This window comes from Sphingomonas plantiphila, assembly GCF_046000505.1.
Taxonomy (GTDB): Bacteria; Pseudomonadota; Alphaproteobacteria; order Sphingomonadales; family Sphingomonadaceae; genus Sphingomonas; species Sphingomonas plantiphila.
The window spans coordinates 38,945-61,734 of the sequence record NZ_JBELQC010000001.1 but is presented as its reverse complement, the minus strand read 5'-3'; the positions used below and the strand labels follow the sequence as shown (position 1 = coordinate 61,734).

Annotated in this window: 21 protein-coding genes; 17 read left to right on the top strand and 4 right to left on the bottom strand. The window is 66.1% G+C overall.

Annotated elements, in window-relative coordinates; genetic code table 11:
* Nucleotides 1-31: 31 nt before the first annotated feature.
* The 4 genes from ABS767_RS00285 (at nucleotide 32) to ABS767_RS00270 (ending at nucleotide 1,969) form a co-directional block, all read left to right on the top strand.
* A complete protein-coding gene (locus tag ABS767_RS00285) occupies nucleotides 32-646 on the top strand; it encodes a glutathione S-transferase family protein (RefSeq protein ID WP_408076366.1) in 615 nt (204 codons plus the stop codon).
* The gene (locus tag ABS767_RS00280) at nucleotides 643-1,431 is read left to right on the top strand and encodes an SDR family NAD(P)-dependent oxidoreductase (RefSeq protein WP_408076365.1); all 789 of its coding nucleotides are present in this window, start codon (nucleotides 643-645) and stop codon (nucleotides 1,429-1,431) included. The genes ABS767_RS00285 and ABS767_RS00280 overlap by 4 nt, the downstream gene beginning before the upstream one ends.
* A 2-nt stretch (nucleotides 1,432-1,433) precedes the next feature.
* Nucleotides 1,434-1,580 carry a DUF2256 domain-containing protein gene (locus tag ABS767_RS00275; RefSeq protein ID WP_408076364.1) on the top strand — a complete coding sequence of 49 codons (147 nt, stop codon included), beginning with the start codon at nucleotides 1,434-1,436 and terminating at the stop codon, nucleotides 1,578-1,580.
* A gap of 131 nt (nucleotides 1,581-1,711) precedes the next feature.
* Nucleotides 1,712-1,969: a hypothetical protein gene (locus ABS767_RS00270; protein ID WP_408076363.1), complete on the top strand. Its 258-nt coding sequence runs from the start codon at nucleotides 1,712-1,714 to the stop codon at nucleotides 1,967-1,969.
* A 68-nt stretch (nucleotides 1,970-2,037) separates the two neighbouring features.
* Here ABS767_RS00270 and ABS767_RS00265 read toward each other — a convergent pair whose 3' ends face one another.
* Nucleotides 2,038-2,742: a glutathione binding-like protein gene (locus ABS767_RS00265; RefSeq protein WP_408076362.1), complete on the bottom strand. Its 705-nt coding sequence runs from the start codon at nucleotides 2,740-2,742 to the stop codon at nucleotides 2,038-2,040.
* 48 nt (nucleotides 2,743-2,790) lie between these two features.
* Entirely contained in the window at nucleotides 2,791-4,008 is a 1,218-nt protein-coding gene (locus ABS767_RS00260; RefSeq protein ID WP_408076361.1) for a TCR/Tet family MFS transporter, read from the bottom strand.
* 140 nt (nucleotides 4,009-4,148) lie between these two features.
* Here ABS767_RS00260 and ABS767_RS00255 point away from each other — a divergent pair, with 140 nt between their 5' ends.
* From ABS767_RS00255 to ABS767_RS00235, 5 genes are all read left to right on the top strand, one after another.
* Nucleotides 4,149-5,684 (top strand): MFS transporter, encoded by a 1,536-nt coding sequence (locus ABS767_RS00255; protein WP_408076360.1) that lies wholly within the window; start codon nucleotides 4,149-4,151, stop codon nucleotides 5,682-5,684.
* Nucleotides 5,685-5,779: 95 nt separating this feature from the next.
* Nucleotides 5,780-6,994, top strand: coding sequence for an acyl-CoA dehydrogenase family protein (locus ABS767_RS00250; protein WP_408076359.1), 1,215 nt, complete (start codon nucleotides 5,780-5,782; stop codon nucleotides 6,992-6,994).
* A gap of 142 nt (nucleotides 6,995-7,136) precedes the next feature.
* A complete protein-coding gene (locus tag ABS767_RS00245) occupies nucleotides 7,137-8,207 on the top strand; it encodes an acyl-CoA dehydrogenase family protein (protein ID WP_408076358.1) in 1,071 nt (356 codons plus the stop codon).
* A gap of 282 nt (nucleotides 8,208-8,489) precedes the next feature.
* Nucleotides 8,490-11,444: a TonB-dependent receptor domain-containing protein gene (locus tag ABS767_RS00240; RefSeq protein WP_408076357.1), complete on the top strand. Its 2,955-nt coding sequence runs from the start codon at nucleotides 8,490-8,492 to the stop codon at nucleotides 11,442-11,444.
* Between the two features lie 95 nt (nucleotides 11,445-11,539).
* Nucleotides 11,540-12,835 carry a spinster family MFS transporter gene (locus ABS767_RS00235; protein WP_408076356.1) on the top strand — a complete coding sequence of 432 codons (1,296 nt, stop codon included), beginning with the start codon at nucleotides 11,540-11,542 and terminating at the stop codon, nucleotides 12,833-12,835.
* Nucleotides 12,836-12,854: 19 nt separating this feature from the next.
* On the opposite strand, the gene ABS767_RS00230 is transcribed toward ABS767_RS00235, so the two are convergent.
* Entirely contained in the window at nucleotides 12,855-14,099 is a 1,245-nt protein-coding gene (locus ABS767_RS00230) for a TetR/AcrR family transcriptional regulator (RefSeq protein ID WP_408076355.1), read from the bottom strand.
* Nucleotides 14,100-14,355: 256 nt separating this feature from the next.
* On the opposite strand from ABS767_RS00230, the gene ABS767_RS00225 reads away from it, so the two are divergent.
* From ABS767_RS00225 to ABS767_RS00190, 8 genes are all read left to right on the top strand, one after another.
* The gene (locus ABS767_RS00225; protein ID WP_408076354.1) at nucleotides 14,356-15,639 is read left to right on the top strand and encodes an acyl-CoA dehydrogenase family protein; all 1,284 of its coding nucleotides are present in this window, start codon (nucleotides 14,356-14,358) and stop codon (nucleotides 15,637-15,639) included.
* 122 nt (nucleotides 15,640-15,761) lie between these two features.
* Complete coding sequence (locus ABS767_RS00220; protein WP_408076353.1) at nucleotides 15,762-16,847, top strand: Zn-dependent alcohol dehydrogenase; 1,086 nt, start codon at nucleotides 15,762-15,764, stop codon at nucleotides 16,845-16,847.
* Nucleotides 16,844-17,905, top strand: a complete 1,062-nt coding sequence (locus ABS767_RS00215; RefSeq protein WP_408076352.1) for a phosphotransferase family protein — start codon at nucleotides 16,844-16,846, stop codon at nucleotides 17,903-17,905. The genes ABS767_RS00220 and ABS767_RS00215 overlap by 4 nt, the downstream gene beginning before the upstream one ends.
* Nucleotides 17,906-18,021: 116 nt before the next feature.
* Nucleotides 18,022-18,786 carry an SDR family NAD(P)-dependent oxidoreductase gene (locus ABS767_RS00210; RefSeq protein ID WP_408076351.1) on the top strand — a complete coding sequence of 255 codons (765 nt, stop codon included), beginning with the start codon at nucleotides 18,022-18,024 and terminating at the stop codon, nucleotides 18,784-18,786.
* Complete coding sequence (locus ABS767_RS00205) at nucleotides 18,786-19,586, top strand: SDR family NAD(P)-dependent oxidoreductase (protein ID WP_408076350.1); 801 nt, start codon at nucleotides 18,786-18,788, stop codon at nucleotides 19,584-19,586. The genes ABS767_RS00210 and ABS767_RS00205 overlap by 1 nt, the downstream gene beginning before the upstream one ends.
* A gap of 67 nt (nucleotides 19,587-19,653) precedes the next feature.
* Entirely contained in the window at nucleotides 19,654-19,863 is a 210-nt protein-coding gene (locus ABS767_RS00200; RefSeq protein WP_408076349.1) for a hypothetical protein, read from the top strand.
* Between the two features lie 111 nt (nucleotides 19,864-19,974).
* A complete protein-coding gene (locus ABS767_RS00195; RefSeq protein WP_408076348.1) occupies nucleotides 19,975-21,093 on the top strand; it encodes an energy transducer TonB in 1,119 nt (372 codons plus the stop codon).
* Nucleotides 21,094-21,166: 73 nt separating this feature from the next.
* Nucleotides 21,167-21,874 carry a TonB-dependent receptor gene (locus tag ABS767_RS00190; protein ID WP_408076347.1) on the top strand — a complete coding sequence of 236 codons (708 nt, stop codon included), beginning with the start codon at nucleotides 21,167-21,169 and terminating at the stop codon, nucleotides 21,872-21,874.
* A 13-nt stretch (nucleotides 21,875-21,887) separates the two neighbouring features.
* Here the strand turns inward: ABS767_RS00190 and ABS767_RS00185 are convergent, their stop codons facing one another.
* The gene (locus ABS767_RS00185) at nucleotides 21,888-22,778 is read right to left on the bottom strand and encodes an acyl-CoA thioesterase (RefSeq protein WP_408076346.1); all 891 of its coding nucleotides are present in this window, start codon (nucleotides 22,776-22,778) and stop codon (nucleotides 21,888-21,890) included.
* Nucleotides 22,779-22,790 lie beyond the last annotated feature (12 nt).

Sequence of the window (22,790 nt, the reverse complement as noted above, 5' to 3'; positions counted from 1 at the left end):
GCGATCTTCGAAAAACGACGCGGAGAGACGAATGATCTTCTACGATTCGGCGATGCCAGCCCCCAATCCGCGCCGCGTGCGCATCTTCGCGGCGGAGAAAGGGATCGACCTGCCCCGGCAGGACGTGTCGATCCTGAAGGGCGAACACAAGACCGACGCGTTCAAGGCGATCAACCCGCTCGGCCAGACCCCCGCGCTTCAGACCGACGAGGGGGTCTGCCTGTCGGAAAGCGTCGCGATCTGCCGCTACCTCGAGGCGTTGCATCCGCAGCCGCCGTTGTTCGGCGCCACTCCGACAGAAATCGCGCAGATCGAAATGTGGAGCCGTCGCGTCGAGCTGCGCCTGATGGTTCCGACCGGCATGATCTGGGTGCATACCCACCCCTTCACCGCGCGGGTGAACCCGCATCAGTATAAGGAATTCGGCGAGAGCAATCGGGCGCTGGTGGCGCGGGCGCACGCGCTGTTCGACGATGCGCTGGGGGAAACCCCGTTCCTGGCGGGCGAAACCTATTCGATGGCAGACATTTTGCTGCTCACGACGATCGATTTCGGCACCTTTATCGGTCTGTCGATCGCCGAGGAACATGCCCGGCTCAACGACTGGCACCGGCGCGTGACCGCGCGGGAAAGCGCCAAGGCATGACCATGGAAGGCATGGCGGCGATCGTCACCGGCGGGGGGACCGGGATCGGCGCCGCGGTCGTCCGGCGGCTGGCGGAGCGCGGCGTGCGCTGCGTCATCAACTATGCCAACAGCCGCGATGCCGCCGAGGCGCTGGCGGCGGAGATCGGCAACGGATCTATCGCGGTACAGGCCGATATCGCCGACGACGCCCAGTGCCGCGCGCTGGCCAAGGCGGCGAGCGATGCGTTCGGCCGCATCGACCTGCTGGTCAACAATGCCGGCAAGACCAAGTTCGCCAATCACGAGGACTTGGAAGCGCTGACCGCCGACGACTTTCTCGACATCTACCGGCTCAACGCCGTCGCGCCGTTCCAGATGATCCGCGCCTGCGCCCCTGCGATGCGCGAAGGCCCGGCGAGCGCGGTGGTCAACATCGCCTCGGTCGCCGGCGTGTTCGGCAACGGCTCCTCGGTCGCCTATGCCGCGTCGAAGGGCGCGCTGGCGACGATGACCAAGAGCCTCGCCCGCGTCCTCGCTCCGGCGATCCGCGTCAACGCAGTTGCGCCCGGCTATGTCGGCACCGGGTGGTTCAGCGAGCGGATGACATCGGAGGCGTTCGACAAGTTCGAAGCCTATATCGCCAGCCAGACTCCGATGGCGATGGCGGCGCATGCCGAGGATATCGCCGGCCCGATCGTCAACCTGCTCGATCCCGCCAGCCGCGTGATCACCGGCGAAGTGATGCTGCTCGATGCTGGCGCGCATCTCGATGTGGGGCTGTCGCGGAGACCGGGGAAGGGCTGAAGGTGGCGCACAAGAAGCTCACCCTGCCGACCAAGCTCTGCGTGGCCTGCGCCCGCCCGTTCGCCTGGCGCAAGAAATGGGAGCGCGACTGGGAGAACGTCAAATACTGCTCCGATCGCTGCCGCGCGACCGGGGCAGGGCGGGGGTAAAGCCCGTCCCCGCGAGCGGAAGCGGTGCGGAAAGGAAGGGCATTCCTCTGCGACATAGAACGTCCGACCGACGCGTTATCGCTGTTCTGCGCCGTCGCGATCTGTCAATCGCGCCGCGCAGGAGGTGACGAATGGCCGATGACTACGACCATGGCCGACGCGACGGCCTGCGGCTTGCGCTTGAAATACTCGCCACCGAAGAGGCGAAATGGTTGCCGCTGCTCGGGAAAAGCCCGTCATGGCGCACCAATCTCGCGCGCGAGACGCGGTACAAGACGCTGCAGGTCGCGCAGACACGGGTGCAGACGGCGCTGAACCGATTGCGGCCCGCGGACGACCAGTCGGCCGCCAGCGAACTCGCCATCGCGATCGAAAAGGCAGGCCTCTGACCGGCCGGCCGGCTATCTGATGCTTCAGCCCGCTGATGTGAGCGGGCACCGTTGATCAATGCGGACGTTCACCCCTTGGTCACCGCCGCCGTCTGCCCGAACAGCACCTTCTTCTGCTCGTCGGTCATCGCCGGATTGCCCGGCCGAACCTCCTCACCCTTGGCATAGGCGCGCACCGTCGCCGGCCGCGCGCCGACCGCCTCGAACCAGCGCTTCACATGCGCGAAGTCGTCGAGGTTCTGGCTCTGCGCCGCGTAGGGGACGATCCACGGATAGATCGCCATGTCGGCGATCGAATAATCCTCGCCGCCGACGAACGGCTTGCCCGCCAACTGGCGGTCGAGCACGCCGTACAAGCGGTTGGTCTCGTCAATATATCGCCTCTGCGCGTAAGGGATCTGCTCGGGCGCGTAGCGGTTGAAATGGTGGTTCTGCCCCGCCATCGGGCCGAGCCCGCCCATCTGCCACATCAGCCACTGCATCTGGACGATCTTGTCGCGCTGTCCGGGGCCGAAGAACTTGCCGGTCTTGTTGGCGAGGTAGACGAGGATGGCGCCGCTCTCGAACACGCTGATCGGCTCGCCGCCATCGGCGGGTTCGTGATCGACGATGGCCGGCATCCGGTTGTTGGGCGCGATCTTCAGGAAATCGGGCCTGAACTGCTCGCCCTGCCCGATGTTTACCGGCTGGATGGTGTAGGGGAGTGCCGCCTCCTCGAGAAACATCGTGATCTTGTGGCCGTTCGGCGTGGGCCAGTAATGCAGGTCGATCATGGGCGCGGGTCTCCAGCGTTAAGGCGGACAGATGGGGTGAGCGCGCTCTTACGCAACCGGCGCCGGTTCGATCCCGCGCCGGAGCAGGAACATCAGCACGATCCCCGCCGCGATGGTCGTCAGTCCCGCGGCGAGCGCGAAGGCCGCTCCCGGAAAGCCGCGCTCGGCGCCATAGGCCAGGGTCTGCGTCAGGCTGAGCGGGCCAAGGATCGCCGCGACGCTGGCGATGCTCGCCATCCCGCCCTGCAACGCGCCCTGATTGGCCGCATCCACCCGGCGGCTCAGCATCGCATTGAGCGAGGGATAGGCGAGCATCTGGAGCGCGCCGAATGTCAGGATGACATAGACCTGCCACCCTTCGGTGGCGAAGGCATAAGCGGCGTAGGCAAGCGTGCCGACGACCAGCCCGATCATCAGCGTCTTCGCCTCACCCAGCGCGGCGATCGCGCGGCCGGTGACGAAAATCTGGGTGAGCGCCATCGCGGTCCCCGACGCGGCCAGCGACCAGCCGATCGCGCGGCTGTCCCAGCCATGCGCCAGCTCGGCATAAAAGGCCCAGGTCGATGGATAGACCTGGTGCGCCAGCTGCCAGATGAACGCCACCGCCAGCAGCGGCAGTGCTCCCTTCATCGCGAACAGGGGGCCGAAGGTGCCCAGCGGATTGGCGCGTTTCCAGTTGAACGGACGGCGATGTTCGGGTGCCAGCGTCTCGGGCAGAATGAAGAAGATCCATGTCGCGTTGAGCGCCGCCAGCGCCCCGGCAGCCATGAACGGCGCGCGCGGCCCGAACTCGGCGAGCAGCCCGCCGATTGCCGGGCCGATGATGAATCCGATCCCGAATGCAGCGCCCATCAGCCCGAAGACCGCGCCGCGCCGTTCGGGCCGGGTCACATCCGCGAGGATCGCGTTGGCGGGGCCGTAGACCGCTCCTGCGATGCCCGCGATCAGCCGCCCGGCGAAGAGCCAGGCGATGGTCGGCGCAAATGCCATCAGCGCATAGTCGATCGCAAAGATCAGCATCGCCGCGAGGATCACCGGGCGACGGCCGAAACGATCGCCGAGGTTGCCCAGCACCGGGCCGGCAAAGAAATGGGCCAGCGCGAAGACGATGGCGAGCCATCCGCCGGTTCGCGTTGCATCCGTCAGCGTGTCGCCGGTCAATTCGACGATCAGCGTCGGAAGCACCGGGATGACAATCCCGAAGCCGATCGCATCGATCAGCACTGCGGCGAGCGCGATCGGTACCGCGCGGTGATCGAACTTCATTCCGGCCCCCTCTTATGCGTGCCGATCCTAGCGCGCGCCGATCGGTCCGTCGCGATCCAAATCGCAGGTCGCTTGACGCGTCGCCATCCGTACCGCATCTTCGAATGATTAGCCGCAGCAGACGGCCAAGGAGGATGAGGATGGCGACGACGCATGACGGAACCCTGTCTGCACCCGACGCAGCGGTGACCGACCCGGCACGCAGCGTGCCGCCCATCGGGTTGGGCACGCGCATCGGCTATGGCTCGGGCGCGATCGCCAACGGCATCAAGAATGCGGCGTTCACCACCTATCTTCTGTTCTTCTACAGCCAGATCATCGGCGTGCCGGCCGGGGTCGTCTCCGCCGCCGTAGCGCTGACCCTGCTGGTCGATGCGGTGGCCGATCCGCTGCTGGGGCGCTGGTCCGATCGCACGCGCAGCCGGTGGGGGCGGCGGCATCCCTTCATCTACGGCGCCGCGCTGCCGACCGCATTGTTCTTCCTGCTCGCCTGGTTCCCGCCGGCGGGAATGAGCGACCTGCAGACCGGCATCTGGATCTTCGTCACCGCATCGCTCACCCGCATGTCGATCAGCGCGTTCGAGATCAGCACTTCGGCGATGACCCCGGAACTGACCGAGGATTATCGCGAACGCACGCGGCTGTTCGGGCTGCGCTGGTGGTTCGGCTATGCCGGCACCTACGGCTTCACCACGCTGTGCCTGCTGACCTTCTTCGCCGCGACGCCCGAATTTCCGCGGGGCCAGCTCAATCCGGCGGGCTATCCCGGCTTCGCCATCGCAGGGGCGCTGACGATCTTCGCCGCGATCCTGATCTGCGGCATCGCGACGCATAACCGCATCCCGTATCTGCGCCAGGCGGAGGTGCGGACCGAGCGCACGTCGCTGATCGGCCATTTGCGGGAGATGGGGTCGGCGCTGAAGAACCGCGCGTTTCTCGCAATCTTCGGGTTTGGCGTGCTCAAATATTCGGCGATCGGGCTGTACAGTGCCACGACGCTGTTTTTCCTCACCTATCTCTATCAGCTGAACGCGGCACAGGTCGCGATCCTGACGATCGACAGTCTGGTCGCCGCGACCATCGCCGCGCCGCTCGCACCGGTGATGTCCGCCTGGATCGGCAAGCGTGCCAGCTCGATGCTGTTTGCCGTGGTCGGCGTCTCGATCGGCCTCACCCCGCTGTTCCTTGCCTATAATGGCTGGTTCTTCGCGCCCGGACACCCGCTGCTGGTTCCGACGCTCTTCGCGATCGGTGCGCTCTATGGGGCGATGGTGGCGATCTCGCTGATCAATACCAGTTCGATGCTGGCCGATGTGGTCGAGGACAGCGCGCTCAAGACCGGCCGGCATGAGGCGGGGACCTTTTTCGCAGCGTCCAGCTTCATGCAGCAATGCTCGACCGCAGTCGGCATCTTCCTTGCCGGTCGGCTGCTGATCTGGGCCGATTTCCCGGCCAAGCCGGCACCCGGACAGGTGAGCGAGGAGGCGATCCGCAGCCTCGTCATCCACTATATCCCCTGTTCGATCGGGCTGTGGTCGCTCGGCGCACTGTTCCTGCTGTTCTATCCGATCACCAAGGCGAAGCATGAAGCGAACGTTGCCGCGTTGCGCGCGCGGGAGGCCGAAGCGCGCGCGGTGGAGATGGACAATTCGGCGCTGCTCGGCCCGGCGCGTTGAGGCGGTTGCGTCGAAAAGGGAATTGACGCGCGACGGTCCATACCGCATTTTCAAAACGTAAGAGCGCCGTCGGCGCTGGTTTAGGAGGATTTCTGATGGCTACGCTGGCCGAACCCGTGACGGGGGCCGACTCGCTGGAGGCGTTCCGCGCGGAAGTGCGCGACTGGCTCGCGGCGAACTTCCCTGTATCGCTCAAGGGCAAGGACAATGCGATGTCGGCGGTCGAGGGGCCGACGCAGGAGACGCCCGAGGTCGCGGCTTGGCGCAAGGCGATGGGCGAAAAGGGGTGGGGCGTCCCCACCTGGCCCGCCGAATATGGCGGCGGTGGCCTCAGCCGCGCGCAGGCCAAGGTGCTGCAGGAGGAAATGGCGCGCGCCGGGGCGTGGAACCCGATCGGCGGCATGGGCGTCATGATGTTCGGCCCGACGCTGCTCGAATATGGCAACGAGGCGCAGAAACGCGAACATATCCCCGCAATCGCCAGGGGCGAGGTCCGCTGGTGCCAGGGCTATAGCGAACCCAATGCCGGCTCCGACCTCGCCAACCTCCAGACCTTTGCCGAGGACAAGGGCGACCATTATCTCGTCAACGGCCAGAAGACCTGGACCAGCGGCGGGCAATGGGCGGACAAATGCTTCTGCCTCGTGCGCACCGACAAGTCCCAGAAGCAGGGCGGCATCACCTTCCTGCTGATGGACATGGACGCGCCGGGGGTCGAGGTGAAGCCGATCCAGATGATCAGCGGCATGTCGCCCTTCTGCGAGACCTTCTTCACCAATGTGAAGGTGCCCAAGGAAAACCGCGTCGGCGAAGAAGGGCAGGGCTGGACGATCGGCAAGCGCCTGCTCCAGCATGAGCGCACCAATCTTTCGGGCGGCGGCTCGGCCTTCCGCATGACCGGCCCCTCGCTCGCCGATGTCGCCAAGAAATATGTCGGCGTGGATGATCAGGGGCGTGTCGCCGACCCCGATCTGCGCGCGCGCATCGCCAAGTTCGAGATGGACTGGCGCGCCTTCCTGCTCACCGCGATGCGCGTGCAGGCGGAGAGCAAGGCGGTCGGCGGCGTGTCCGAAGTCTCGTCGATCCTCAAGACCGTCGGAACCAAGCTCGGCCAGGAGCGCGCCGAGCTGATGATCGAGATTCAGGGGATGGAAGGGCTCGGCTGGGAGGGCGAGGGCTTTACCGAGGCGCAGCTGCACGGCGTTCGCGGCTGGCTCTTCGGCAAGGCCACGACCATCTACGGCGGCTCGACCGAAATCCAGAACAACGTGATCGCCAAGCGCATCCTCGGGATGCTGGATCACCAGTAAGGCACAACAATCGTCATCCCGGCCTTGTGCCGGGATCCACGGTGCCGCGAGCGCGAAGCAAGAGGCTTGAGCGGTGCGCGGACGCGAAGTGGATGCGGGAACAAGTCCGGCATGGCGAACTAGGGTTTGAGAGGGACTGACAATGGCCGTTCTGACCGAAGAACAGACGATGCTGCGCGACATGGCGCGCGACTGGGCGAGCAACGAGAGCCCGGTCGGTGCCTGGCGCAAGATCCGCAACGCCAATGAGGCGCGGGGATACGACCCCGCCGCCTATGCGACGATGGCCGAGATGGGCTGGACCGGGGTGATCATCCCCGAAGCGCAGGGCGGCAGCGATTTCGGCTGGCTGAGCCTGGGCCTGGTGGTCGAGGAGCTGGGCAAGACGCTCGCCGCCAGCCCGATCGCCGCCAGCGCGGCCGCCGCCTCCGCGATCCTGCTCGGCGGCAGCGATGCACAGAGGGACGCGTATCTGCCGCGTATCGCCAGCGGAGAACTGGTCGCGACGCTCGCCGTCGATGAAGGGCCGCGACACGATCCCGAGGCGATCACTGCGAGCGTGTCCGGCGGCAAGCTGACCGGCACCAAGGCGTTCGTTGCCGAGGGCGACAGCGCCGGGCTGTTCGTCGTCGCCGCGACCGATGGCCTTTATCTGGTCGAGGCGGGTGAAGGCGTAACCGTCGACCGCCGTCACCTGGTCGATTTCCGCAGCCATGCGCAGGTGACGTTCGACGGCGCGTCCGCCGACAAGCTCGCCGACGGTGGCGACGGCCTGCGCGACGCGGTGCTCGATCGTGCCGCAGTGCTCGCCGCCGCCGAAATGCTCGGCATGGCGGGGCAGTCATTCGACACGACGCTGGCCTATCTCAAGCAGCGCGTTCAGTTCGGCCAGGTTTTGGCGACTTTCCAGGCGCTGCAGCACCGCATGGCCAATCTGTTCACCGAGATCGAGCTGATGCGGTCCGCCGTCGAAGCCGGCCTTGCCGCGATCGACCGCGGCGGAGACACGCGCCAGGCGGCGTCGCTCGCCAAGGCGAAGGCGAACGAGGTCGGCCATCTGATGAGCCGCGAGTTGATCCAGCTGCACGGCGGCATCGGCATGACGGACGAATATGATGCCGGTTTCTACCTCAAGCGCATGCGGGTGCTCGAGCAGATGTGGGGCAACACCGCCTATCACCGCGAACGCTTTGCGCGGTTGAGCGGGTTCTGATCTTCAACTTCGTTTCGTGAGCTAATGCAGGGTCCCGGTCGCATCGCCGACCGGGACCCTTTTCGCATGTGCGGCATGAAAATTCGAAGTTTAGAATAATGGTTCAACGTACCTGGGGCCAGTTGCCGACCAGCGGCGGCAAGGCGTGACTTCGGCGTAACACCTATAGATAGGTGGCGTTTCGCAACGGTTTTGTGCTCTTGACCTCGCTCTCTGAAATCGATCTATTCGAGGATACGGTATGGAATCGTGAAGCATTCCGGCCGAACGGGAGTGGGATCTATGAAGAAGCAGCTGTTGCTCGCGTGCGGACTGTCGGCGCTGGCGATCGGGGGAATGTCGCCCGCCTTTGCGCAGGACTCCGACGAAACCGAAATCGTCATCACCGGATCGCTGATTGCCGGCACGCCCGAGGATGCGGCGTTGCCCGTGGACGTGATCGGGGCCGAGGAGCTTGCCAAGCAGGGCAACCCCTCGACACTGGATCTGGTCAAGGCATTGCCCAGCTCGAGCGCGTCGCTGGGCGACGCCAACCAGTTCGACAGCCGATCGCAGGGCGCCGAGGGCATCGCCACGGTCAACCTGCGCGGGCTGAGCCCGCAGCGCACGCTCGTGCTGCTCAATTCGAAGCGCCTGGCCACGTCGGGCAATGGTGTGCCGTCGGTCGACATCAACATGCTGCCCCAGGCTGCGATCGGCCGGGTCGAAGTGCTCAAGGACGGCGCCGCCGCGACCTACGGATCGGAAGCGATTGCGGGCGTCGTCAACTTCATCACGCGTACCAACCAGCGCGGTTTCAACGTAGCGGGCAGCTGGCGCTTCATCGACGGGTCCGATGGCGATGTCGATGCGTCGATCAGCTATGGCCATGTCGGCGAGAATTTCCGCGTCCTGTTCGCCGCCGGCTTCCAGAAGCGCGGCCAGCTGATGGCGAAGGATCGCGACTGGGCGATCCGGCCCTATGCCGAAAACCCGCAGGGCGGCTGGACCGGCGGCGGCAACCCATCGAACTTCCTGTTTCTGGGCGCGACCGGTTCGCCGGTGACCGGTGTCGTCGCTGACAGCGCCTGCGCGCCGCTCGGCGGCTTCGTCGGCGCCGATGCACGCTGCTACAACCAATATTCGGTGTTCGACAATCTGGTCGAGCTTGAGAAGCGCGGCCAGGCCTTCGTCGACTTCGAATGGGACGTGGGCGAGAACACGACCTTCCAGGTCACCGCGCTCTATGGCCGGACGACCGTTCCACATTATCTGACGTCGCCGTCCTATCTGCTGACCCAGCCTCCATCGGCAGTCTCCGCGGCAGGAACGCCATGGGCGCCATTCTCCGCATTGCTGAACAGCGGCTATTTCGTGCCCAGCGCCAACCCTGGTCTGGTCGCCTATCGTGCGGCGAATGCAACGCCGGCCGGCGCGGGCGTGCTGTTCCCGACGCTGTTGTTCCGCCCCTATCTGCTCGGCGGCAACCCCACAACGCTGGGCGAGGAGGGCGAGCCGGGCTCGGCGCGCGGCATGCGCAAGAGTGAATCCACCCGCTTCACCGCCGAACTGCGCGGCGAGATCGCCGACGGAATCAACTACAACCTCAACGCGACCTACCATAATTACTATCGCTATATCGACGGCTACGATTCGTTCGGCGATCGCGTGCAGCGCGCGCTGCTCGGCTTTGGCGGGCCGAACTGCACGGGCACCACGCCGGGTGCCAATGGGTGTCTGTGGCTCAACCCGTTCGGCAACGCCGTCTCGGTCAATCCGGCAACCGGCCAGACCAATCCGGTGGCCAACGGGCCGCAGAACAGTGCGGAATTGACCAATTGGTTCTTCGTCCGCTCGAACACGAAGGTCGACACCAACCTGTTCGTCGGCGAGGCCTCGCTGAGCGGCGGCACCGGCTTTTCGCTGCCCGGGGGCGAGGTGCAGTTCGGTATCGGCGCGCAGTATCGCGATCAGTCGATCACCGGCCGCTACGGCGCCAACAACAATCTGGCGCAGAATCCTTGCCGCGAGACGCCGCTCAACGGCAACACCAATCCGGCGGCATGCGCCGGCGGGCGGGCTCCGGCGGGCGCGTTGGGCTTCCTTGGCACCAATTCCGACTATGACCTCTCGGGTGACGTCTGGGCGGTCTATGGCGAGTTGCAGCTGCCGATCTTCGACACGCTGAACGTCCAGCTCGCCGCCCGGTTCGAGGATTATGGCGGGGCGACCGGATCGACCTTTGATCCGCAGATTCGGGCGCGCTGGCAGGTCACCGACTGGCTTGCGATCCGTGGCGGTTTCGGGACCACCTTCCGTGCGCCGACGCTCAACCAGCTGGCGCCGGGGTCGGTCACATCGCTGCAGATCATCGACACGACGTTCCGGCCGATCGACGTGTTCGGCAACCCCAATCTGGTGCCGGAAAGCTCGAAAAACTATGGCGCGGGCATCCTGCTCAACGCCGGCGGATTCAGCGCCAGCCTCGATTATTATCGCTACGATATCGAGGATGTGATCGTCTCCGACCCGCTGATCGCGATGGTCAACACGCTGTTCCCGAGCACCGGGGGCAATACGTGCGCGACGAATGCGGCGCTGGCCGCGCGCTTCACCTTCTCGACCGGTCCGTGCACTGCGGCCACGTCCCGCACCGCGATCTCGCGTGTCCGGACCGAGGCACAGAACGGCGCATCGATCACCAACGAGGGTATCGACGCGGTCGTCGGCTATCGCTCGAACGATCTGTTCGGCAGCGATACGCGCTTCGGCATCGGCGGCAGCGTCACCTACACGCTGCAGAACTCGATCAGCGACATCTTCGTCGAAGGGACATTGGTCCAGCCCGGCTATGACGGGGTCGGATTGCTCAACTATCAGACCACGCTTTATCCGGTGCCCGAGTGGAAGGGGCAGGCCTATCTCGAACTGGGGGCAGGGCCGGTCGATGCGCGGCTGACCGCCACCTATATTGACGGGCTGTACGACCAGCGCGCCGACACGACGACGGCGGGCATCTACGGGCCCAACCCGGCGCTCGGCGGTGCGCGGGTGACGGAGGGTGCGAACATCGACAGTTTCACCACCGTCGATTTCACGATCCAGTTCGCCATCACCGACAGCGTCACCCTTTCGGGCAGCGTGTACAACCTGTTCGATCAGGACCCGCCGTTCGCCCGCGAAGACTATAACTACGAGCCTTTCGTCGGGAATCCTCTTGGCCGCAACTTCAAGGTCGGCGTTTCCGCCAAGTTCTGAAGTCAGCGCCGGACGGGGTCTCGCCGCGCGGGGAACGCGGCGAGACCCCGCTTTATATGGACGGGCGGCTGCCCCTGTGATGGAGTAACGTGCACATGGCGACCTCGGCTTCTTCCCCCGCCGATGCGCTGGCGATCGCCCGGCGCGGGCCGACGCTGTTCCTCCTCACCTGCGCCTATTTCTTCAGCTATATGGACCGTCAGATCCTCGCGATCCTTCAGGAGGATATTCGCGCGGAACTCTTGCTCTCGGACACGCAGCTTGGATTGCTCGCGGGGTTCGCGTTCGCGATCTTCTACGCCACGCTCGGCCTGCCGGTGGCGCGGCTCGCGGATCGAGGCAACCGGGTCAACATCATCGCGATCGCGTTGACCTTGTGGAGCGCGATGACCGCGGTGTGCGGGTTGGCGCAGAATTTCATCCAGCTGCTGATCGCGCGGATCGGCGTGGGGATCGGCGAGGCGGGGTCGAGCCCGCCAAGCCACTCGATCATCGCCGATCTCTATCCGCCCGAAAAGCGCGCCGGCGCGATGGGCATTTACTCGCTCGGCGTTGTCCTGGGGGCGGCGGGCGGCACGATCATCGGCGGCACGCTGGCGCATTATTTCGGATGGCGCGTCGCGATGTTCGCGGTCGGTGTCCCGGGGATCCTGCTCGCCATCGTGATCAAGCTGTTCGTGGTCGAGCCGCGCCGCGGCCTGTCGGACGCCGGTCATGCGCCCGCAGCGCACGGCGCCATGCCCGGTTTCGGCGAAGGCTTCCGCTCGCTGTTCGCCAACCGCGCTGCCGTGCATCTGGTGATGGGCGTTACCATCACCTCGCTGATCGGCTATGGCCACACCGCCTTCGGCCCGAGTTTCCTGATCCGCACCATCGGCCTCGACAAGCTCCAGATCGCGTCGATCGTCGCGCCAGTCGGCGCGGTGTGCGGCACGTTGTCGGCGGTGCTCGGCGGCTGGCTCGCGAACAAGGCGGCGGAGCGGTGGGGGCTGCACAGCCAGGCGTGGCTGGTGCTGGCGATGAAGGGGATCGGCCTGCCGCTGTCCTTCCTGTTCTACGCATCGTCCGATCCGTGGATCGCGATCCCGATCTACTGGGCGTCGCTGCTTCTGGTGAACTCCTATCTCGGCCCCACCTTCGCGTTGATCCAGGGGCTCGCCCCGCTGCGCATGCGCGCGCTGTGGGCGGCGGTGACGCTGCTGGTCATCAACCTGATCGGCCTTGGCCTGGGTCCGACGATGATCGGGGTGATCTCCGATGCGCTCAAGCCCGCTTATGGCGATGCCGAGGCGCTGCGCCTGGCGATGCTGACCTTCGCCGCGGCGACGCCCTGGGCGCTGTTCCATTACTGGCGGGCGGGGGTTTGGCTGAAGCGGGGGGCGGCCGCCTGACGCGAACGATGTCCGGCGCCTAGAAGTCCAGCACCCGGTCGTCGAACAGGCCGAAGACGATGGTCGAGGCGTAGAAGGCGACCGCCCGATCGCGCGGCATCGTGCCCGCCCATTTGCGCATGTCGAACGCGGCGTTCTGCAGCGCCATCATCGTCTGGCTGGCGACGAGCGGGTCGATCGCGCGGATCGATCCTTCGGCGATGCCGTCCGACAGCATGCCGGCATAGCGGCGCGCGATGCGGTTCGAACGGTCGATCAGCGCGGTGCGCACGCGCGGCGGCAGGCCCGACAGCGCGGTCGTACGCAGCAACGGCCCGCGCTCCGAAAACTGTACGTCGAGCAGGGTGGCGATGATGCTCGTCAGCTTGCGCCAATGGTCACCCGGCCCTTCCTCCGCCAGCCGCTGCGCTTCGGCGATCAGGTCGAAGCTGCGCTTGTAGCATTCGATCACCAGCTCGTCCTTGGCGTCGAGATGGTGGTAGAAGCTGCCCTTGGTGACGTTGAGCTCGCTCGCGATCTTCTGCACCGATGCGCCGCGATAGCCGAGTTCGTTGATCAGCCGCGTCGCCGCCAGCAGGAACGCTTCCCGTCCCGGCTCCGCCTCGTCATGCGCGAGGTCGAGCAGCGCCGGCGTCCATTTGTCGCCCGGCGTTGCAATGCCGTGGCGGAACACGTCCATCAACCGGCTCTCGACGCGCGGATACTCGTCCACCTCGTACCGCGTGATCCAGGCCGGAAGCCAGAAGGTATTTTCCAGCAGCACATGCGCGCGTCCGCCGCGCAGGTCGGTCTGCGCGCGGCTGCCCTCGGCCCCCCATAGCGCGCGGGTCTTGCGAAAGATCTGCTGCCAGCGCTGCATCAGGCGGGCGCGCATTTCGCCTTCCATCGCGCGCAGGTCGGACAGGATCGCGAATGCCTTTTCCTCGCCGCGCTGGATGCGGGCGAGCCGCTCCATGTTGATCGACAGGTAGCGCGCGACGCGGGCTTCGGGCGTGCCCTCCTCATGCGCTTCGTCGAGCATGGCATCGAGCCGATCGAGCGTCACTTCGAACGCGGCCGCGGCAAGGTCTTCCTTGCGCTTGAAATAATAGGTTACGCTGGTGGTGTTGAGCCCGACGCGCTGTGCGACATCGGCAAAGGTCATGCCCTTCGCGCTCTGTTCGTTGATCACGTCCGCTGCCGCCGCGAGGATCGCGTCGCGCTTTGCGCGGAACCGTTTCGTTTCCCCCCGCGCCTCTTCGGGCGCTGCGTCTTCGGCGTTCATCGAACGAGATTAGCAAATTTGATTCGAACGAACAGTCCTAAAGCGTCATCGTGCCATGCACAGCAAACCGTAGCCGAAAAATGCTGCGCTGCCCACTTTACCGAATATCGGGTATGGCCTACGAGTCGATTCAAGCTTTGCTTGCGCGGCACCGGCCCGCTCCCCTACCCGGCCACCCAACGGCATCGTATCTTATGGGTGGCCGGGCGGGGGAGCGGGCCGGTGCCGCCTAACCGATATAGAGAAGGAGAGGCGCATGGACTTCACGCTGACCGAGCGCGAGACCTATTTCCGCGACCGCGTGCGCGGGTTCATCGACCAGCATATCGCGCCGCGCCACGATGAGTATCGCCGCCAGGCGCGCGAGGGCGAGCGCTGGAAGGTGTTGCCGGTGATCGAGGAGCTGAAGCCCGTCGCTCGCGCGCAGGGGCTGTGGAATTTCTTCATGCCGCCGCATTCGGGCCAGACCCATGTCGACGACAGCTTCGAGTTCGAAGGCACGCAGCTCACCAATCTCGAATATGCGCTGTGCGCCGAGGAAATGGGGCGCGCGGGCTGGGCGAGCGAGGTGTTCAACTGCTCCGCGCCCGACACCGGCAATATGGAAGTGCTGCACCGCTACGGCACGCGCGCGCACAAGGAGCGCTGGCTCAAACCGCTGATGGATGGCGAAATCCGCTCCGCCTTCTTGATGACCGAGCCGGACGTCGCTTCGTCCGATGCGACCAATATCCAGACCTCGATGGTTCGCGACGGCGATCACTATGTCATCAACGGCCGCAAATGGTGGTCGTCGGGCGTGGGCGACCCGCGCTGCGCCGTCGCGATCGTGATGGGCAAGACTAATCCCGATGCCTCGCGCCACGCGCAGCAGAGCCAGATCCTGGTGCCGATGGACACGCCCGGCGTCCGGGTCGAGCGCATGCTTTCGGTGTTCGGGTATGATCACGCACCGCATGGCCATGGCGAAGTGGTGCTCGAGAATGTTCGCGTGCCGGTCGAGAATATCCTGCTCGGCGAAGGGCGCGGGTTCGAGATCGCGCAGGGCCGCCTCGGGCCGGGTCGCATCCATCACTGCATGCGATCGATCGGCGTCGCCGAAATGGCGCTGGAACTGATGTGCAAGCGGCTGTTGAGCCGTATCGCGTTCGGCAAGCGCATCGCCGACCATTCGATCTGGGAACAGCGGGTGGCCGAGGCACGATCGAACCTCGAGATGATGCGGCTGCTCTGCCTCAAGGCGGCGGACATGATGGACAAGGCGGGCAACAAGTCGGCGCAGGGCGAGATCGCGATGATCAAGGCGATGGGCCCGCGCATGACGCTGCAGATCCTCGACGATGCGATCCAGGCGTTCGGCGGTGCCGGCGTCTCGGGCGATACCCCGCTCGCCAGCGCGTGGGCGAGCATGCGCACGCTGCGCTTTGCCGACGGGCCGGACGAGGTGCACAACCGCGCCATCGCCCGCAGCGAGTTCGGGAAATATGGGTCGTTCAAGGCGGATCGGCAGAGCAGCGGCGACATGGCGGCGACGCGGTAAGGTTTGAGAGCGAGCCACCCTCACCCTTCCGCGCCTGCGGCGCTCCCTCCCTCTCCCAATGGGAGAGGGAAGGGGCCCGCGAGCGTAGCGAGTGGGAAGGGTGAGGGTGACTGGAGGATAGTTTGAAAGCAGCAGTTCTGTTCGAGGCGAAACAGCCCCTCGAAATCCACGATATCCGCATCGACAAGCCGGGCCCGCGCGAGGTGCTGGTGCGCACGGTCGCGTGCGGCGTGTGCCGGTCCGACCTGCACTTCGTCGATGGCGCCTATCCGCACGCGATGCCGACGGTCCCCGGGCATGAGGCGGCGGGCGTGGTCGAGGCGGTGGGCAGCGACGTCACGCGGCTCAAGCCCGGCGACCATGTCATCACCTTCTTCACCGTCTTCTGCGGAAGCTGTGAATTCTGCGTCTCGGGTCGTCCGTCGCTTTGTATAGACAATTCGACGCGCCGCCCGGCCGATGCGGCGCCCAAGCTGACGCTGGGCGATGGCACGCCGGTCAACCACTTCCTCAACCTGTCGGCGTTCGCCGAACAGATGCTGATCCACGAAAATGCGTGCGTTTCCATCAGTAAGGACATGCCGCTCGACCGTGCCGCGTTGCTCGGCTGCGCGGTGATGACCGGCGCAGGATCGATCTTCCGCGACAGCAAGGTGACCCCGGGCGAAACGGTGGCGGTGATCGGCTGTGGCGGGATCGGTCTCGCCGCGATCAACGCCGCGAAGATCGCGGGCGCGGGCAAGATCATCGCGATCGATCCCGTCGCGGAGAAGCGGGCGCTGGCGCGCAAGATGGGCGCGACCCACGATCTCGACGCAATGGCGCCCGATCTGGTCAAGCAGGTGCTCAAGCTCACCAATGGCGGCGTCGATTATGCGATCGAGGCGGTCGGGCGGCCGCAGACCGCCGAAACCGCGTGGCACGTGCTGCGCCGCGGCGGCACCGCGACGATCCTGGGCATGATCGCGCCGGGCCAGTCGGTCAGTATTCCGGGCCCGACCTTCCTGTCGGGCAAGAAGCTGCAGGGCTCGCTCGCCGGTTCGATGCAGTTCCCGATCGATCTGCCGCGGCTGGTGCAGATGTATCTCGACGGGCTGCTCGATCTCGACACGATGGTCGCCGAGCGGATCAAACTCGAGGACATCAACCATGCCTTCGACAATCTTCGCAAGGGCGACGCGGTGCGTTCCGTGATCGAGTTCGCATGAGCAGCCCGGCGGGCCATCGCGGCGGACAGCCGATGGAGCAGGTCGACGATCTCGACGTCGCCCGGCTCACGGCATGGATGCAGGCGCATGTCGCGGGCTTCGAAGGGCCGCTGACCTATGCCAAATTCCCCGGCGGGCAGAGCAACCCGACCTATCGCATCGATGCGGCGAGCGGTGCCTATGTCCTGCGCCGCAAGCCGTTCGGCCCGCTGCTCCCCTCCGCCCATGCGGTGGATCGCGAGTATCGCCTGATCGCCGGGCTGCATCCCACGGGCTTCCCCGTCGCGAAGCCCTATGGGCTGTGCGAGGACGATGCCGTCGTCGGCTCCGCCTTCTACATCATGGAGCTGGTCGAGGGCGCGACCTATTGGGACGGTGCGTTGCCGGACAAGACCCCCGAGCAGCGCACTGCCATCTATTACGAGATTTGCGACCGGTTGGCGCAGCTGCACGAGACCGATTATGTCGCGGCGGGGCTGGGCGAGTATGGCAAGCCGGGCAGCTATTTCGAGCGGCAGGTGGGGCGCTGGACCAAACAGTACCGGCTGGCGCAGACCGACGATCTGCCCGATGTCGAAAAGCTGATCGAGTGGCTCCCGCGCACGCTGCCGCCACAGACGCGCACCTCGATCGTCCATGGCGATTATCGCATCGACAACATGATCTTCGATACTGGCGAACCGCAGGTGAAGGCGGTGCTCGACTGGGAGCTGTCGACGCTGGGCGATCCGATGGCGGATTTCTCGTACCTGCTGATGAACTGGATGATCCCCGCCAATGGTGCGTCGGGCATCGGCGGCATTACCGGGGCGGAGACAGGCATTCCGACGGTCGAGCAGATGGTCGAACGCTACTGCGCCGCGACCGGGCGCGACGGAATTCCCGACCTCAACTGGTATTTCGCCTTCGGCCAGTTCCGGCTGATGAGCATCGTCCAGGGGATCAAGCGCCGCCTGCTCGACGGCAATGCCAGCAACGCGCATGCCGAGGAAACCGCCGCGCGCGTGCCTGGGCTGGCGGCGAGCGCGTGGGCATTTGCGGAGAAGGCGGGGGCGTAGTTTGTCGTCACCCCCGCGAAAGCGGCGGCCCATCTCCCGCACTGTCCGACCTGTGTCACGGTCAGGAGATGGGTCCCCCGCTTTCGCGGGGATGACGAGAGGGGAAGGAGAGGAAAGTGGGATTGTTCGATCTGACCGGGAAGGTCGCCATCGTCACCGGATCCTCACGCGGGATCGGCAAGGCCAGCGCAGAGGCGCTCGCCGATCAGGGCGCGAAGGTGGTGATCTCCAGCCGCAACCAGGATGCGTGCGACGAAGTCGCCGCTGCGATCAACGCCAAGCATGGCGACGGCACCGCGATCGCGGTTGCCGCCAGCATCTCGTCGAAACAGGCGCTGCAGGAGTTGGTGGACGAAACCCGCCGCGTGTTCGGGCGCATCGACATCCTCGTCTGCAACGCCGCGTCCAATCCCTATTACGGGCCGCTGGCGGACATTGCCGACGAACAGTTCCGCAAGATCCTCGACAACAACGTCCTGTCCAACCACTGGCTGATCCAGATGGTCGCGCCCGAGATGCGCGAGCGCAAGGACGGGGCGATCGTCATCATCTCCTCGATCGGGGGGCTGCGCGGGTCGCCGCTGATCGGGGCGTACAACGTATCCAAGGCGGCGGACTTCCAGCTCGCGCGCAACTATGCGGTCGAATATGGCCCCGACAATGTCCGGGTGAACTGCATCGCGCCGGGGCTGATCAAGACCGACTTCGCCCGCGCGCTGTGGGAAAATCCGGATGCGGAGAAGCGGGTGAACCAGCAGACCCCACTGCGTCGCCTGGGCGAGCCGGAGGATATTGCCGGCGGCGTCGTGTTCCTCGCCTCGGCGGCGGGGCGCTACACCACCGGGCAGGCGATCGTGATCGATGGCGGGGTGACGATCTGATGGCGCGCTTCACCGACAAGTCGATCATCGTCACCGGCGCGGGCAGCGGCATCGGCCGCGCCGCCGCAATCCTGTTCGCCGCCGAAGGGGGTCGGGTGATCGTCGCCGACAAGACCGACGGCGCGGACGAGACCGTCGCGCTGATCGCTGCGGCTGGCGGCACGGCAAAGGCAATCCGCATGGATGCGGGCAGCGAGCCGGACGTGATCGCGACCGTCGATCTGGCTGTAGCCGAATTCGGTGGGCTCGATATCCTCTTCGCCAATGCCGGGATCTCGGGCGGCATGGCGAACATCTTCGACACCACGCCCGAACTGATCGCCGAAGTGCTGCGTGTGAACCTGATCGGGCCACTGCTCGCGATCAAGCATGGCGCGCCGAAGATCGCGGAACGCGGCAGGGGGGCGATCGTCCTCACCGCCAGCGTCGCCGGCATCCGCTCGGGCGCGGGCAGCCCGGCCTATTCGGCTTCCAAGGCGGGGGTGATCAATCTCGCTGCCGTCGCCGCACAGCAGCTGTCGGGCTCCAACGTCCGCGTCAACGCGCTCTGCCCCGGCCTCACCGAGACGGGCATGACCAAGCCGACCTTCGACTATGCGCGCGAGGCGGGAAAGATGGACCGCGTCGGCCGGCTGAACCCGCTCCGCCGCGGCGCGCAGGCGGAGGAACTGGCGCGCGCGGCACTGTTCCTGGCGTCGGACGACGCGAGCTATGTCAACGGCCAGGCGCTCGCGGTCGATGGCGGGCTGTCGTCGAGCCACCCGGTGACGCGACAGGAATTTGGCAAGACGGCGGTGTAGCGGCGGAAGCTACCGGTCGGCTAACGACCCATCGCGGAGATCAACCGCAGGCCGTTATTTCGGGGTCATGGGGCGTATCGTATTTTTGAAGCAACTGACTGCGTCGGTCGTACTGATCGCTTCGTGCTGGTTGCTGTATGAGGCGATCCGTCTCGACCAAATCTTCAATCTGGGAGAGTTAGCTACCGAATCGCTCATCGCGCGCGGATTGTGCGTGTTGTCGGGACTGCTGGCATCGAGCTACTTGATCGGGAGCGTATTTCGGCGCGGTGATTGAAGATTTGACTGCTTCCCCCACCTTCCGCCATCCCCGCGTGGCGCGGCAGCGGCCCTCCAGCGCCCACCTAATGCCTTGATCCGGTAACAAAAAGCGCCGACGCTGCGCTACATGCTGACGCTCCTCGCCGCCGCCGCTTCCGTTGCCCAGGCGGTTCCGCCCGCACCGCCGCCGCCGGTCATCCGGACGCCCGCCTATCGCCCGCACCTGGTCGATTTCGACAGCCCGAGCGCGCAGTGCGGGGGGCGGGTGGTGATGCCGCTCACCACGGTCGCGCCCTTTACGCAGGTGGCGACGATCGGCGGCGATCCGCCGCGCGGCTATCTGATGGAATTCGTCATCGGCGCGGATGGGCGGCCGCTCGGCATTACCCAGCGGGTCGCGACGACCACCGGCACCGGCTATGTCGCGGGCAGCGATCTTGCCCCGGCGCTCAGCCTGTGGCGCTTCCCCGCCAGCGTGGCGGGCGCGCGGTGCACGATGACCTTCACCGCGCGCGCGGTCCCGCTCGATGGCGCCGCCGTGACCGATCTGTACCGTGTCGCCGCGCTGCAGATGGCCGATACGACCGGGTTTCAAACGCTGATTCGCCAGATCCGCAAGTCGGGCGATTGTGCCGGGCCGGGCCGTCCGCGCATGTTGCTGCGCGCCTTTATCGACGATCGCCGCATTCCCCAGACGCCCGGCGTGCCGTCCTTCGCGGTGGTCAGCTATGATGTCGATGCCGATGGCGTCCCGCAACAGCCGGGCATCGTCGCGAGCGATGGAAACCGCGTGCTGGAGGGGGCCGCCGCCGACGCCACCGCGCGTAGCCGCTATGTCGGCAATGCCCCACGGACGCGCTGTACCCTGCCGTTTCTGCGCCCGGCGACCGAGCCGGTTTACGCCCCGCCGATGCCGCCCGCATCGGCCTTTCGCGAGGAGCGCTGCCCGCAGCCGGTGCGCTGGGCGCAACCGCTGCGCCAGCAATTTCCCCAGGCATTCCGCCGTCGCGCCATCGAGGGCTGGGCGATCGTGCGCTACGACCTCGCGCCCTGGGGCGCGACCGGGGCGGTCACCGTGCTCGCCGCCGAGCCGGCGGCGGAGTTCGGCGAGCAGGCGCGCCGGATGATCGCCGCCGCGCGCGCGCAGCCGTCCGCCAGCGGTGCGCAGGGATGCATCGCGCGGGTGCAGTATCGCATGGCGTCGGACGATGCGGCGGAGGACGACGCGCCTCCAGCGCCTTTCTGACGCGCCCTGACAAGCGATTGACCCAGTCGACGCGTCGAGCGACCCTGCACTCTGCACAAGGCGGGAGCAGGCGATGCGGATCATTCGGACACTGACGGCGGTTCTTCTGATGGCGGCGAGCATCTTGCCCGCCTCCGCGCAGGAAGTGGTGGTCAGCGCCACGCGCGCATCGGCAAATCGCGACGGCTTTCAGGGTACCTCGATCCCGATCGTCACGCTGCGGCGTACCGCCGATTTCGCCGTGCAGCGCGTTGCGATCACCGGCGACACCCGCGACGAGGCGCTGCGCCGCAAAGAAATCTTTGCGATGGTGAAAAGCGCGATCGAACGCGCGGGCCAGCATGGCGTCGAGCTGGCAACCGGCGACTATGTGGTGGAGCCGCTGACCCTCGCCAATTACGGCAATCTGGCCGTGAAGCGTGACAGTCGTCCGGATTCGGAGCGGACCGGTTTCATCATCAAGGTGAAGCTGGAGCCCGGCATGGACGCCCGCGCCGCGCTCGACCGGGTCACGAAGTTCATCAAGGCGGTGCCGCCCACCGGCCGCGCGCAGATCGAGAAGAGCGGCGACATGACCCTGTCGGTGCTCGACCCCGACCAGTATCGCGAGACGATCATCGCGATGATCGCCGCCGACGCCCGGACGACGGCCGCGCGCTTCGGCCCGGATTACGGCGTCGAGGTGCGCGGTCTGGACCGTCCGGTCGAATGGTCGCGCGCAAGCCTGACCGAAGTATTCCTGTATCTGCCCGCAGCCTATGTGATCCGACCCAAGCAGTAAGGCTCGACCGGGATTACTGCTCGCGCAGCCGCATCAGCCCTTCCTGCGCCACGCTCGCCACCAGGCGTCCGTCGCGATTGTAGATACGTCCGCGATTGAACCCGCGCGCATGCCCGGCCCAGGGGCTGTCGGTGGTGTAGAGCAGCCAGTCGTCGGCGCGCAGCGGTTCGTGCAGCCACACCGCATGGTCCAGGCTCGCGCTTTGCAGGTTGCGCGTCATCCAGTTCACGCCATGCGGCAACGTCGCGGTGGCGAGCAGCATCATGTCGCTGGCATAGGACAGGATCGCGCGGTGCAGCGCCGGATCGTCGGGCAATGCCGCAGCGGCGCGAAACCAGCTGTTCTGGACCGGATCGGTCTTTTCCGGCTTGAACCAGTTACGCGGGTTGCACGGCCGGATCTCGATCGGGCGGGGACGCAGGAAGAACGGGCGGAACTTCTCCGGCACGTGATCGCGGATTTCCTCGCGCAGCTCGACCTCGGACCGCAATTCGTCGGGGCCGGGAACGTCGGGCATGTCGGTCTGATGCGCCAGTCCGTCCTCGGGGCGTTGGAACGATGCGATCATGTTGAGGATCGGCACGCCCTGTTGCAGCGCGATCACGCGGCGATTGGCGAAGCTCCCCCCGTCATAGTCGCGCACGACGCGATAGATGATCGGGTAATCCTCGTTCCCCGGCCGCATGAAATAGGCGTGCAGCGAATGCGCGTCCTTGCCCTCGACCGATCGCTGCGCCGCCTGCAGCGCCTGGGCGATCACCTGCCCGCCGAACACGCGCCCGACCCCGCCGGGCTGGCGCGCGCCGCGATAGAGGTCGACGTCGATGGTTTCGACATCGAGCAGCTCGATCAGCTGTTCGACCTGTCCTGCTGCGGTGTCGGCGCGTTTTTCCGGTTCGCTCATGTTCATTCCTTA